General features: G+C 31.1%; 11 protein-coding genes and 1 pseudogene. 6 read left to right on the top strand and 6 right to left on the bottom strand.

The window, feature by feature from the left end; all coding sequences use genetic code 11:
• Window positions 1–496, top strand: a pseudogene (locus tag JG780_RS08600) (carboxypeptidase M32); the annotation flags it as partial.
• Window positions 497–529: 33 nt separating this feature from the next.
• On the opposite strand, the gene asnS reads toward JG780_RS08600, so the two are convergent.
• Genes asnS through JG780_RS08580 form a run of 4 tightly spaced genes read right to left on the bottom strand, consistent with a single transcriptional unit; the run spans window position 530 to window position 3,697 of the window.
• Complete coding sequence (gene asnS / locus JG780_RS08595) at window positions 530–1,825, bottom strand: asparagine--tRNA ligase (protein ID WP_004101733.1); 1,296 nt, start codon at window positions 1,823–1,825, stop codon at window positions 530–532.
• 24 nt (window positions 1,826–1,849) lie between these two features.
• Complete coding sequence (locus JG780_RS08590; protein ID WP_287570139.1) at window positions 1,850–2,554, bottom strand: hypothetical protein; 705 nt, start codon at window positions 2,552–2,554, stop codon at window positions 1,850–1,852.
• The gene (locus JG780_RS08585; RefSeq protein ID WP_004101727.1) at window positions 2,511–3,311 is read right to left on the bottom strand and encodes a Cof-type HAD-IIB family hydrolase; all 801 of its coding nucleotides are present in this window, start codon (window positions 3,309–3,311) and stop codon (window positions 2,511–2,513) included. Before JG780_RS08585 ends, JG780_RS08590 begins: the two co-directional genes overlap by 44 nt.
• Window positions 3,311–3,697, bottom strand: a complete 387-nt coding sequence (locus tag JG780_RS08580) for a methylglyoxal synthase (protein ID WP_004101725.1) — start codon at window positions 3,695–3,697, stop codon at window positions 3,311–3,313. The genes JG780_RS08585 and JG780_RS08580 overlap by 1 nt, the downstream gene beginning before the upstream one ends.
• Before the next feature lie 84 nt (window positions 3,698–3,781).
• On the opposite strand from JG780_RS08580, the gene JG780_RS08575 reads away from it, so the two are divergent.
• Window positions 3,782–5,032 (top strand): MFS transporter, encoded by a 1,251-nt coding sequence (locus JG780_RS08575; protein ID WP_287570138.1) that lies wholly within the window; start codon window positions 3,782–3,784, stop codon window positions 5,030–5,032.
• Here the strand turns inward: JG780_RS08575 and JG780_RS08570 are convergent.
• Window positions 5,025–5,663, bottom strand: a complete 639-nt coding sequence (locus JG780_RS08570; RefSeq protein ID WP_287570141.1) for an endonuclease III domain-containing protein — start codon at window positions 5,661–5,663, stop codon at window positions 5,025–5,027. The two genes, JG780_RS08575 and JG780_RS08570, sit on opposite strands and share 8 nt — an antisense overlap.
• Complete coding sequence (locus JG780_RS08565; protein ID WP_287570137.1) at window positions 5,660–6,034, bottom strand: Rid family detoxifying hydrolase; 375 nt, start codon at window positions 6,032–6,034, stop codon at window positions 5,660–5,662. Before JG780_RS08565 ends, JG780_RS08570 begins: the two co-directional genes overlap by 4 nt.
• Window positions 6,035–6,121: 87 nt before the next feature.
• On the opposite strand from JG780_RS08565, the gene JG780_RS08560 reads away from it, so the two are divergent.
• The 4 genes from JG780_RS08560 to JG780_RS08545 form a co-directional block, all read left to right on the top strand.
• The gene (locus JG780_RS08560) at window positions 6,122–7,321 is read left to right on the top strand and encodes a TM0106 family RecB-like putative nuclease (protein WP_287570135.1); all 1,200 of its coding nucleotides are present in this window, start codon (window positions 6,122–6,124) and stop codon (window positions 7,319–7,321) included.
• A 318-nt stretch (window positions 7,322–7,639) separates the two neighbouring features.
• The gene (dnaB, locus tag JG780_RS08555) at window positions 7,640–8,977 is read left to right on the top strand and encodes a replicative DNA helicase (RefSeq protein WP_287570133.1); all 1,338 of its coding nucleotides are present in this window, start codon (window positions 7,640–7,642) and stop codon (window positions 8,975–8,977) included.
• Window positions 8,978–8,982: 5 nt separating this feature from the next.
• Complete coding sequence (coaD, locus tag JG780_RS08550) at window positions 8,983–9,459, top strand: pantetheine-phosphate adenylyltransferase (RefSeq protein WP_287570131.1); 477 nt, start codon at window positions 8,983–8,985, stop codon at window positions 9,457–9,459.
• A 4-nt stretch (window positions 9,460–9,463) separates the two neighbouring features.
• Window positions 9,464–12,016 (top strand): TPR domain-containing glycosyltransferase (locus tag JG780_RS08545; protein WP_287570129.1); only part of this gene is annotated, 2,553 nt, incomplete at its 3' end.

Raw genomic sequence — 12,016 nt, 5'->3', positions numbered from 1 at the left:
AGCAATAAACAAGGTAGAAAGATCACTAATAAGAACTGAAGCTGATGAGGTAACATACAACCTTCATATTATGATAAGGTTTGAGATAGAAGAAGCATTAATTAACGACAGAATAAATGTCGATGAACTACCTTTAATTTGGAATGAAAAGATGAAAGAATATTTAGGTATCTCACCTAAAAATGACAGCGAAGGAGTACTCCAAGACGTCCATTGGGCACACGGCTCATTTGGATATTTCCCATCATACATGCTTGGAAATCTTTATGCAGCACAAATATTTAAACAAATGAAAAAAGATATTCCAGACTTTTACCAAAAAGTTGAAAATGGAGAATTTAAACCCATTTTAAACTGGCTCAGAGAAAAAATTCATTCAAAAGGAAAGGTATATCAGCCAATGGAGTTAATAAAGATGGTAACTGGCGAAACGCTTAATCCACAGTATTTCATAGACTATGTAAGCGAAAAATACAAAGAAGTTTATATGCTTTAATGGTAAAATTAAAGGGGGATTTCCCCCTTTAATTTATGGATGCACCCTATATAAAGTTCTAGGAAATGGTATAGCCTCTCTAATATGTTCAAGACCAGCTATCCATGCAATTGTCCTTTCAACACCAAGTCCAAACCCACTGTGAGGAACCGATCCAAACTTTCTTAAATCTAAATACCAATCGTATGATTCAACAGGAAGGTTAAATTCTTTCAATCTTTCAACCAAAAGATCGTAATCATGAATTCTTTGTGAAGCACCTATTATTTCACCATATCCTTCAGGTGCAATCAAATCATCGCACAATACAACGTCTGGGTTATCCGGATCTGGCTGCATGTAAAATGCCTTTGCCTTTCTTGGATAATGTGTCACAAACACAGGTTTATCAAATTGCTTTGCGATCTCAGTTTCTTCATCTCCACCAAAATCGTCTCCCCACTCAATATCGTATCCTTTCTTTTGGAGCATTTTAACAGCCTCTGTATAAGTAATCCTTGGGAAAGGTGGTTCAATCTTTTCAAGTTTTGAAATGTCTCTATTTAAAGCTTCAAGATGCTCTCTTGCATTTTCAAGAACGTATTTTACTATATAGCTAACAAGATTTTCCTGCAATTTAAGATTATCCTCATGCTCAAAATATGCAACCTCGGCTTCATTCATCCAAAATTCTATAAGGTGTCTTCTTGTCTTTGACTTTTCAGCCCTAAATGTTGGCCCTAAATTAAATACTCTTCCAAGAGCCATACATGCAGCCTCTAAATAAAGCTGCCCAGTTTGTGCAAGATATACCTTTCCATAGTCAAAATAATCTATCTCAAAAAGGTTACCTGCAGATTCACCGATTGCACCAGTGAAAATAGGTGTATCAACCTGAACAAAATCATTTTCCCAATAGAATTTTCTAATAGCTTTTAAAACTGCATCCCTTATATTTAAAATATGCATCTGCCTTCTAGAGCGGAGCCATAAGTGTCTGTGTTCCATCAGATAATCAATACTATGATCAGGCTTATTAATTGGAAAATCCTCAGTTGGAATTTGAACTGGAATTACCTCTTTTGCATGAATCTCTACTCCACCTGGTGCCCTCTCTTCACTTTTCACCGTTCCTCTAACAATCAGAGATGATTCCATTCTAAGTTTTCTTGCATTTTTAAAAGTTTCTTCATCAACTGAAGATGCTTCAACAACCACTTGTACTATTCCTGTACCATCCCTCATATTAATAAATGCAATTTTTCCACTACTTCTACTTCTCCAAACCCAACCTCTAAGCTCCACTTCTTTTCCAATATGATCCTTCAGATTTTTAATGTATACCCACACAAAATCCACCTCCCATTATTTTTCTCACCAAGGCCTTCTTCCAAGTGCGTTCTCATATCCATCCAATATATCTTTAGCAAATCTTAAAATCTCTGGATCATTTGAAAAAACTAAAAGTCCTGATTCAACAAACGGCTGATTTATATGTATTTCTTTCTCGTCTGAAAGCTTAACAATTGAATTTTTTAGAATTTTCTTTCTTATACTTTCCACATCAACATTTGTTATTTTCCAAGATAACTTTATACCATCTATATATTTTCCAATCTCATTACTTAAAAATACACTTCCGTTATAGCCTAACTCACTTAATAAATTTTTTTTCACTTCACTGTCAACAACTATTGGATAAGTTGCATCCCTAGTGTTTAAAGACACAACAACTTCCTTATCAAGTATTGTACCATCAAATATTGGGATTATTCCAGCCGTTGCAAGTCCTCTTGCAAAAAGAGAATATACATGAGCTGTAATGAATGCAGAAACATTTACTCTATTTAAAGGATCTTTGTCATCCTTACTTAATGTATCTAAAGTACCAACGACATACGCATCATATCCTTGCTGTTTTAAAAGATAACCTGCCGCAAATCCTGCATCATACGAAAGAGTAAGATCACCAAGACTTCCAAGGCACAAAAGTGAAACATCTTTTAAAATATCATTTAAAGGTATTTTTGCAATGTTAGCCGGAAATAATGTCTGAAAAATGATTAGAAAGAGCAACATAAACACCATCTTCATCATTCGATGGCGCAATATAATCTGCCTCCTTTTTAAGTTCTTCAACAGCGTTTTCTACTGCCACTGAAAAATCAGCTATTTTAAACATTCCAATATCGTTGTGATTATCACCAAAAACCACTATCTTTTGATCTCTGCAGTTTAACTTATCTATTAAATACTTTAAGGCTTCAGCCTTATTTACATTTTTTGGAACTATATCTAAAAATATATTCATGCTTTTAAATATATCAACGTTTAAATTCATTTTATCAAGTTCATCCTTAACATTATCTAGTACTTTTTCATCTGCAATGGAAAGAATTTTGGTGGGAAGTTTTTCCTTTGATAGTTTTACTAGATCTTCTACTATAAAATATTCTACATCTGCATGTCTAGCATAAGACTTTATATATTCATTATCCTCTTCTCCATATAATTTATCATCAACATATATTTGTCTATGTAAAGATTTTCCTCTTAAAAAATCTATTATTTTCTTCGTTGAGTCAAAATCCACGCTTTTTTCAAATACCACACCTTTTTCAGGTATCCATACCATTCCACCATTGTATGCAATAACTGGAAAATCTTTTCCAAAAAATTTCTTCAAAAACTTTTTTACCGAAACAAGCATTCTACCACTTGCAAATATTACTGTATGGCCATTTCTTTCGAGACTTTTAATCGCATCTACTGTTTCTTGAGAAACTGTATAATCACTCTTTAAAAGTGTTCCATCTATATCGAAAACAAATACCATCATTTTCCTCCTTCAAGTTTTCTTTTTATCTCTAAAACTAACCCTTCTGCAGTAGCAAGATTTGTTGCAAGTGGAATATTGTGAACATCACATACCCTCAAAAGTGCTGAAACATCTGGTTCATGAGGTTGTGCGGTAAGCGGATCTCTTAAAAAGATAACAAAATCAATCTCGCCATTCACTATAAGTGAACCAATTTGTAAATCTCCTCCGTACGGGCCTGACTCAAGCTTTGTAACTTTTAAGCCTATCTTTTGTTCAATAATCTTTCCAGTGCTCTTTGTGGCATAAAGGTTGCATTTCTCAAAGACATTTTTCCACTCTTTGACAAACATTGCTAGGTCAAGTTTTTTGTTATCATGGGCAATTAAAGCTACATTTAGCATAATTTTCACCTCTTTTTACTTATTTACAATTATTATATCACAGCTGTGATATAATAATATAGAATTTTTCAAAGGGGGGATTGTGTGAAAAACTATAAAAAGCTGTTCTTACTAGGTTTTGGGTTTTTCGGAATAAGTATTGTCTGGCCACTTTATAACGCTTATGTCCCTATCTTTTTAAAAGATTTTTCCCTTTCATCAACCAGCATCGGTTTTGTAATGACTATCGACAATATTTTTGCCATATTTATGTTGCCCCTTATCGGCGCATTAAGCGATCAAACAAGAACAAGATTTGGAAGGCGTATGCCATATATTTTAATTGGTGCGCCACTTGGTGCTCTGTTTTTCTCACTAATTCCATTTGCTAGAGAAATGCACCTTCTATGGTTTTTTATGTTAAATATTATCTTTATGAACTTTTTCATGGCCCTATTTAGATCTCCAGTTATAGCTCTCATGCCTGATATAACTCCACCAAAGTATAGAAGTCAAGCAAACGGTGTAATTAACTTCATGGGCGGGCTTGGCGCACTTCTTGCGTATTTTGCAGGAAAACCATTATACGACAAAAACTATGCTTTACCATTTTGGCTTGGTGCACTAATAATGTTAATTGCATTAATGCTTGTTGTAATATTTATAAAGGAAGATGAAAAATACAAAATTAAAGAAGGAAAGAAAAAGAAAATAGACAATGTCTTTTCAAAAAGTTTTTCAGAGTTAAAAGTAAATCTAAAAGAAGTGTTTTTGTCAAAAGAAAAAAGTCTTTTGATGATTCTACTTTCCATACTCTTTTGGTTTATTGGATATAACGCTCTTGAGACTTTCTTTACAAGTTATGCAAAGTTTAGAATAGGAATTAGTGAAAGCACAGGAGCATTTATACTAGGCTTCTTCTCTCTAACATTTATGCTCTTTTCCATTCCTGCAGGTTTTATCGGAGCAAAGATAGGAAGAAAAAAGACTATGACCATTGGTCTTGCTATAGTAATACTTATCTCGATCTTATCAATTGCAAGCGTAAATATGATAAACAATACAAGTCTTGTAACTCGTTTATTATTTATCTATTTTGCACTTGGTGGAATAGGTTGGGGAATGGTTAATGTAAATTCACTTCCTACAGTAGTAGATATGACAACCGAAGAAAAACTGGGTGGTTACACCGGACTTTATTACTTTTTCTCTATGAGTGCAAATATAATTGCACCTCCACTTGCAGGATTTTTTATAGACATCTTAGGATACGACTCGCTACTTTACTTTTCAATAGCATCATTCTTTGTAGCAACCATTACTTTGCAATTTGTTAGAAGAGGCGATGTTAAATAGACTTTTTACAATTATCGGAAATTTTACACTCACTGCAAATGGGATTTTTTCTACAAACCGCTTTTGAGTGTTCAACAATTAACCCGTGAAGTTCTTGGAACAATTTGACATCTTTAGGATAATTTTCGTAGAAAAGATTTTGAACACTATCATAATCTGACAGGTTAATATTATACATTCGTTTCAAAAGTCTTTTTGTGTAAGCATCAACAACAAAAACTGGTATTTCAAGTGCATAGAGTAAAATGGAATCGGCTGTTTCTTTGCCGATTCCATTTATTTTCAAAAGCTTTTCACGAAGATTTTCCAATCTTTTTATCTTAGAAAGGTCAAAATCATATTCTTTGAGAAATGAAAGTAAATTTTTTAAACGCCTTGCTTTTAAGTTATAAAACCCAGCCGGTTTAATTAACTCTGCTAAATAGTCAACTGGCAATTCATACAAATACTCAAGCAAATTTTCTTTAGTTTTATTTTTATAAATATTTTCAATTGCTCTTTCAACATTTTTCCAATTCGTATTTTGAGTTAAAACCGCTGTAACAATTATTTCTTCAGAAGTCCCCGGCCACCACTTCCCAACACTACCGTATGCTTTTAATAACAATTTATACAAGTCCTTCAATATTATACCTCCGCTATTGCCTCTATTTCTATATCCGAATCTTTTGGTAGATTTGAAACTTCGACTACCGCTCTTGCGGGTTTGTGACCATTTAATAGCTTTTCATATATTTCATTAAATTCAGAAAATTTTGACATATCCCTTATATACACATTAACTTTAACCAACTTATCAAGGCTGCTTCCTGCTTCTTTTAATATATTATCCATATTTTTTATAATAACTTCCGTTGCACGTTTTATATCCCCTTTTATCAATTCACCCGTTTCAACAACTATTGGAAGCTGTCCAGATACAAAAACAAAGCCATTACTTTTTACCGCTATTGAATAAGGTCCTACTGCCTTTGGTGCATTGCTTGGATTTATAAACTCCATTTTTCCACCTCCCCTAATTTTTCCAAGAAAATTATAACACATAGTGATATAATTATCTTTGAAATATTTTTTAGATTGGAGGATATAATGCAATTTTGCGTTTCAAAAATCAGAAGTCTGTTATTCTGCCCAAAAAAATTTCTTAACGAATCAAAAGAAGAAGTTTTTCTTGACCCTTATCTTGAAAAAAAGACGAAAAAAGTAATTAAAACCGGTGGAAAAATTAAAAAGGGAGTTTTGTCTACAAAACTTTTTAATTTTAAGCTTATTGCTTCAAATGTAGAAGTAATTTCTAATAACATTGAAATTTATATTATTTCTCATAGAAATGGTAAAAAACTCTACCAATATCATTACATAGAATCTGCTGCATATGGGTATATTTTTTCAAAACACACAGAAAAGAAAATAAATGTTATTTTTAAAAGCAAATATTACAACGTAACAATGCCCTGGAAAAAATATCTAAAAGATTTTATTGATATAGTTGAAGAATTAAAAAATTACAAAGAAATAAGCCCCAGAATAAATCCTGAATGTAAATTTTGTAAATATAACCTTGAATGTACAAATATTTTAATTAAAGAAAAAAATCTTTCACTCCTTCGTGGAATTGGTAGTGCAAAACTGGAAAAATTATTTGAGCATAACATTTTTACATTAGATGATCTAATAAAAAACAAAGATGTAGTTGAGAATATATTTGGAGAAAAAGGGAAAAGATTAATACTGCAAGCAACCGCTTTTATTGAAAATAAGCCTATTTTAATCTCAAAGGTTGAAAAATTAAAAAACGGAATATTCTTAGATATTGAAAGCTACCATGATTTTCACTTTTTGTTTGGAATTTTAAAAGATAATGAATATATTCCATTTTTTTCATTTAAAAGGGAAGATGAAGAAAAAACTTTTCTGCAGCTAATAGACTTTTTAAAAAAACAAAACACTCCAATTTACCATTACTTTAATTATGAACCAATTCAAATCAAAAAGCTTGCTACAAAATACAAAGTGAAAAATAAAGTGAAATTTGAATTTATTGATATATACAAAATAATATCCAGTAGTTTAGCAATACCAACAATTTCTTACTCGCTTAAAGTTCTGGCAAAATATTTTGGGTTTAAGTGGAGAACAAATTTAAATGGGAGCAGCGTCATACAAAAATTTGAAGAATACAAAAAATCAAAAGATAAAGCAATACTAAACGAAATATTAATGTATAACGAAGATGACGTTAGAGCAACAAAACTATTATTTGATATTGTTAACCAATTTTCAAAATAGTTTTTCTCTCTGATAAATATGTTAACGTATTTATTAATGAAAATAAAAGGAATTTTATTGAATTTTTTATAAAAAACATGGAAAAATATCAGAATTTTAACATTTTAAGAGAACGCTTTATATTACTTAATCTTAACCTTTTTAACCTAATCTTTGTTTTTAATGTGTTGAGATGTAACAATTGCTATGTTATCTTATAAACAGAGCAGCGACCCCCTATCCCCCCTTGGAACCATTTTCCAAGAAATAGGCCCCAGATTGAAAAATCTGGGGCTTTATTTTTATGGTATAATCTTTTTCGAACAAAGGAGGAAAAGTATGAAAAATGCTCCACATAGTATAGAAGCTGAACAAGCTATATTAGGTAGTATATTAATAGACCCGGAAACAATTGAAAACATTATTTCAATTGTTAGCTCACGAGATTTTTTCGATCCAAGACACGCCGAAATATTCAAGGCTATAGAAGAACTATACGATGAGGGTATTCCAATTGATGTAATATCAATTTGTGACCGTCTTAAAACTAAGGGAAAACTTGAAATGGTGGGCGGAGAAATTTATGTTGCACAACTTGCAGATATAGTACCAACATCTGCACATGCAGAGATGTACGCACAAATTGTTAGGGATAAATCCGTTTTGAGGGCACTTATAAACGCTGCATCCAAAGTAGTAGAAGATGCCATGTCTGATAGAGATGTGGACGATATTTTAGATAATGCAGAAAGAGTAATTTTTGAAATAGCTGAATCAAAAACTTCAAAAACATACCTTTCGATGGACACTATTTTACACGAAGTTTTTGAAAACCTCGAAAACTTAAGAACAAAGGTAAAAGATGGTGTAACTAGCTTAATTACTGGTATTCCAACAGGTTTTAAAAAACTAGACGAAATGACATCAGGATTTCATAAATCTGATCTTATAATCTTGGCAGCAAGACCCAGTGTAGGTAAAACTGCATTTGCACTTAACATAGCAAAAAACATGGCATTACACGCAAAAGTACCTGTTGGTATTTTTAGCCTTGAAATGAGTAAAGAACAGCTTGCACAAAGACTCCTAGGAATGGAAGCATTAATTGAACTTCAAAAAATAAGACGTGGAACATTGAGCGATGAAGAATGGCAAAGGCTCTTGACTGCAACTGGTAAGCTCTATAAAGCAAATATAATAGTCGATGATGAAGCAAATCTTGATCCAAGATCACTTCGTGCAAAGGCAAGAAGAATGAAAAAAGAATATGGAATCGAAGCTATTTTTATAGATTATCTTCAATTGATGAGCATAAAATCATATAGAGAAAACAGGCAACAAGAAATTTCAGAAATTTCTAGGTCTCTTAAACTTCTTGCTAGAGAACTTGACGTGTCTATAATTGCTTTATCGCAACTTTCTCGTGCTGTTGAACAGCGTGAAGATAAAAGGCCAAGACTGAGTGATCTAAGAGAGTCCGGTTCGATAGAGCAAGATGCTGATATGGTGTTATTCTTATATAGAGACCAATATTATAAAAAAGAAAAAACACTTGATCCACACGAAACAGAAGTCATTATAGGAAAACAGAGAAACGGACCTATTGGTACTGTTACTCTCTTATTTGATCCTAAATTTACCGCATTCTTTGAAGTTGATCCAACACATGGAGGGTGATCATTTTGAAGGCTATTTATCCTGGTTCTTTTGATCCAATAACCTTTGGACATTTAGACATAATTAAAAGAGCTTCAAAAATTTTTTCAGAAGTTTTTGTTGTAGTTATGGAAAACAAAAGAAAAAAATACACCTTTAGTCTTGAAGAAAGAATTGAAATGATAAAAGAATGTACTAAAGATATAGCAAATATAAAGGTTGATTATTTTAACGGACTTTTAATTGATTATCTTCAAAAAAATAAGATTGATGTCATCATACGTGGTCTTCGTGCTGTTACTGATTTTGAGTATGAACTTCAAATGGCTATGGCAAATAAAGAAATGTGTCCACATACTGACACTGTATTTTTGATGACTGATAAAAAATATTCATTTATATCATCAAGTCTTGTAAAGGAAGTAGCTTATTTTGGTGGAGATATTTCAAGATGGGTTCCAAAAAATGTTGAAAAAAAACTAATACAAAAACTCAGGGAGTGATTTTATGAAAAAATGTCTTCTTTCAGTTGCAATGATAGTAAAAGATGAAGAACATAACATAAGAAGGGCTTTAGAAAGTATTAAAGATATTGCTGATGAAATTGTGGTAGTTGATACCGGCTCAACAGACAAAACTCCTGAAATTGTAAAAGAATACACAGATAAACTTTATTTTCACCCTTGGGAAGGAGATTTTTCAAAGGCAAGAAATCAGTCACTAAAATATCCAACTTGTGAATGGGTCCTAATATTTGATGCCGACGAAGAAGTCAAAGAAGGCTTTAAAGGAATAAGAAATTTCTTAGAAAATCTCCCGAATGATGTAAATACTGTATATCTTCCTACTTTAAGTTATTTAGACTGGGACTTGAAAAAAACTGAAGTAGCCTCTACCCCAAGACTTTTTAGGAATGGCACAGTATATTACAAAAATATAGTACATAATCAACCAGTATACAAAGGAAAAGTTGTAAACGCTCCATTTACAGTATACCACTATGGATACATTTGGACAAGAAAACTCCGCATACAAAAATATAACAGAACAAGGAACCTAATATTAAAACACCTTGAAAATAAAGATTTAAATCCTGTAGAAAGAATATATTATCTTGTTCAACTTTACAAAACTGAGAATATATCAAAATACAAAAATAGAAAAATAGAAGTTGGATGGAAAACACTAAAAGAGATAGAAAAAATTGGTAAAATTCCCGCAATAGGCCTTGAATTTCTCTTTTTATTCGGAATGGATGTATTAAATAAAGAAAATCTAGAACTTGCAGAAAATTTATTTAACAAAGCAATAGAAGCTGTTCCAAAATATCCTGATCCTTATTACGGCCTAACAGGAGTTTACGAAAAAAAAGACGATCTTGAAAGCCAATACAAATATGCAAAACTATTTTTAGAAAAAATTGAGTATGCTGAAAAACATCCCGAAGAATTTGAATGGACTATAGTAGGATTTAAATTCAAAGGAAGTGCAAAAGCAATCATTACAAAATACTTCCTGAAAAATAAGGATAAAAAAATTTTTGAAAATAATCTTAGAAAAACAATTGAATTTGCAAAAGCAACAGGGGAAAATATTAAAAGATTAATCAATATTATATTACAAGAGTTCTTAAAAATAAATGACATTGATTTTCTAAAAAGCATAAAATCTTCCTACGAATATATCTTAAATGTTTTAGTTGAAAATAATATTAATATCGATATTTGGAAAACCGCTTTTAAGTTTTTGGACAACAATATAAAGATAGATGTAAATCTTTTAGAAAAATTTGTACAAACTGATTTTCAAAACTTTGTTATAAAATCCGAAAAACACGGTGGAGATTTTCTTCTAGAATTTATATTCAAAAATGACTTTGAAAACAATATAAAAACTTTGAATGAAGTATTGTTTTTATTTAAATATTTTAACGGTCCAAAAGAAAAATTATTAAAACTACTTGCAAGTATTAGGAAGAATTTTTCAGATGACATCCAAGGAATCATATATTCATTAATTGGTGATATATATCTAAAACTTTCCAATTTTTCTGCTGCTATTTCATCATACAAAAAAGCTATTGAATTAAATAAAGATATTTCAAACTTTATTAAACCTGTACTTGATGATCTAAAAACAAGACTCGATCCAAATATAGATGGAGTTTTCGAAGAAATTTTAAACTATTACACAAAGCACAAAGAATTAATTTTAACTATTGATGCCAATGAGATTGAATTAAAATATCTTAATCTAATTTCAAATACAGATTATGCAAAATATGTTGCTTCTATAAACTGCAATGATATTGATAGAAAACTAAGACTTTTAAACGAAATCAAAAACAAAGATGAATTCCCATTCTATTATTATAGACTTGCAAAAATTTACGAAGAAAAAGAAGATTTTGAAAAAGCATTTTCAACCCACATTAAAGCCTGTGAAGAAAATCATAAAATTGCAGATTTAAAACTCGGCATGTACGAATATGATGGTTTTTATCCTAATTCAACTTACACATTTATGAAAAATTCAGATAAAATAGTGTGGTGTAGAAACATAAGTGAAAAACTTTCTGGATTTGGGATAATTCACCCAATAAGAACGTGGAAAAAGACAGAAAATTTTTACTATGCTTATCCATATCCTACAGATGATGCAATAAAAATCGCTAAAAAAAGGCGAAAAAAGTTAATTAAAGACTGGCCATTTAAAATTTCTGATGAAATTATATTTAATTCATTAGCTGAATTGAATGAAAATAGTATATACATAATTGAAAATGAAGAGGTTCCAGAATATTTGCTAAAAGAGCTCGAAATAAATAATTCAAAAGAAAGCAGTGCATTATTTTCAATAAATACAATCCATGTTGAACATGATTTTTCAAAAATAATACCATCACATATACAAAAAGGAGTAATCATTTATTTTGAGCCAAATTTTGATGATAAAGATGATATAGTTTTCTTTAACCCTGAATTTAGAGTTATAAGAAGTACAAGTCAAATTAAAAAGGAATTAACAAAACTCGGTTTTAGAATAAAAAAAATATCAGCT

Origin of the sequence: Thermosipho sp. (in: thermotogales), from assembly GCF_020054775.1 — a bacterium.
In the GTDB taxonomy this organism is placed as follows: domain Bacteria; phylum Thermotogota; class Thermotogae; order Thermotogales; family Fervidobacteriaceae; genus Thermosipho; species Thermosipho africanus.
The sequence above is the reverse complement of the archived record's forward strand: the minus strand, read 5'-3'. Positions and strand labels throughout refer to the sequence as shown.

Excerpts from the sequence above, each read along its gene's own strand:
- JG780_RS08590 (WP_287570139.1), bottom strand. The coding sequence starts at position 2,554 with ATGTTGCTCTTTCTAATCATTTTTCAGACATTATTTCCGGCTAACATT.
- JG780_RS08585 (WP_004101727.1), bottom strand. The coding sequence starts at position 3,311 with ATGGTATTTGTTTTCGATATAGATGGAACACTTTTAAAGAGTGATTAT.
- JG780_RS08580 (WP_004101725.1), bottom strand. The coding sequence starts at position 3,697 with ATGCTAAATGTAGCTTTAATTGCCCATGATAACAAAAAACTTGACCTA.
- JG780_RS08565 (WP_287570137.1), bottom strand. The coding sequence starts at position 6,034 with ATGGAGTTTATAAATCCAAGCAATGCACCAAAGGCAGTAGGACCTTAT.
- JG780_RS08560 (WP_287570135.1), top strand. The coding sequence starts at position 6,122 with ATGCAATTTTGCGTTTCAAAAATCAGAAGTCTGTTATTCTGCCCAAAA.
- dnaB (WP_287570133.1), top strand. The coding sequence starts at position 7,640 with ATGAAAAATGCTCCACATAGTATAGAAGCTGAACAAGCTATATTAGGT.